Annotated in this window: 1 protein-coding gene; it reads left to right on the top strand. The window is 76.3% G+C overall.

Annotated elements, in window-relative coordinates:
* Positions 1-1,215: S1C family serine protease (locus CBZ_RS16810; protein ID WP_130782633.1), on the top strand; the 1,215-nt coding region annotated here is incomplete at its 5' end.
* Positions 1,216-1,242: the final 27 nt, after the last annotated feature.

Genomic DNA, 1,242 nt, shown 5'->3' with positions numbered 1-1,242 from the left:
GCCCCGAAGCGCCCCCTGACCGTGCGGCGCGGGGCCGCCGCGGGCGTGGTCGGCGCGGCGCTCGCGGTCGGCCTGGTCGCCGGCGGCGGCACCGGCTGGGCGATCGCGGCGGGGACCCAGGACGCGACGACGGGCGGGTCCTCGGTCACCGAGGCGGACTGGCCGCAGCGGTCCTGGTCCGGACCGGACGGCGGCACGGACGGGACCGACGGGTCCGACGGCACCGGTCAGCTGCCGGGTGGCCCGGGCCGCGGGGCGCCGGGGACGTCCGACGACTCCGCCGGCACGACCAGCGCGCAGACGACGACCGCCGCGACCGCCGAGCAGCAGGTGGGCGTCGTGACGGTCGCCACCACGCTCGGCTACTCCGGTGGCTCGTCGGCCGGCACCGGCATGGTGCTGACGACGGACGGGCTGGTCCTCACCAACCACCACGTCGTCGAGGGCGCCACCGCGATCAGCGTGACCGTCGAGTCGACGGGCGAGACGTACGAGGCGACGGTAGTCGGGACGGACGCGTCGGCGGACGTCGCGCTGCTCCGGCTCACCGACGCGCAGGGTCTGGCCACGGTCACGCTCGACGACGACGGCGGCGCGGACGTGGGCGACACGGTGACGGCGGTCGGCAACGCCGAGGGCGGCGGCATGCTCGTCGCGGCGGCCGGCGAGGTCACCGGCACGGACGAGACGATGACCGCGGCGACGTCCTCGAACGGCGAGGCGGAGACGCTCAGCGGGCTGATCGAGTTCTCCGCGGCCGTCGTCAGCGGCGACTCCGGCGGGCCGGTCCTGGACGACGAGGGCGAGGTCGTCGGCATCACGACCGCCGCGTCGGTGGGCGGCACCACCACGGTCGCGTACGCGATCGACATCGTCGACGCCGTCGCGATCGTCCAGCAGATCGAGTCGGGGGTGGAGACGAACACCGTGCAGATCGGCTACCCGGCGTTCCTCGGTATCGGCCTCGGGGTCGACTCCGGGGCGGGCGCGGTCGTCGAGGGCGTCATCGACGGCACCCCGGCCGCGTCCGCCGGCCTGACCGCGGGCGACGTCGTCACGGGTGTGGACGGGACGCCCGTCACCTCGTCGACGGGCCTGTCCGCCCTGCTCGGCGGGCATGAGCCCGGCGACACGGTGACCCTGACCTGGACCGACGCCGAGACCGGCGCGACGCAGCAGGCAGCCGTGACCCTCGCGCAGGGGCCGGTGGGCTGATGCCCTGACGTGGGGGGGCCCCCCGGG

The organism is Cellulomonas biazotea (assembly GCF_004306155.1).
In the GTDB taxonomy this organism is placed as follows: domain Bacteria; phylum Actinomycetota; class Actinomycetes; order Actinomycetales; family Cellulomonadaceae; genus Cellulomonas; species Cellulomonas biazotea.
The sequence above is the reverse complement of the archived record's forward strand: the minus strand, read 5'-3'. Positions and strand labels throughout refer to the sequence as shown.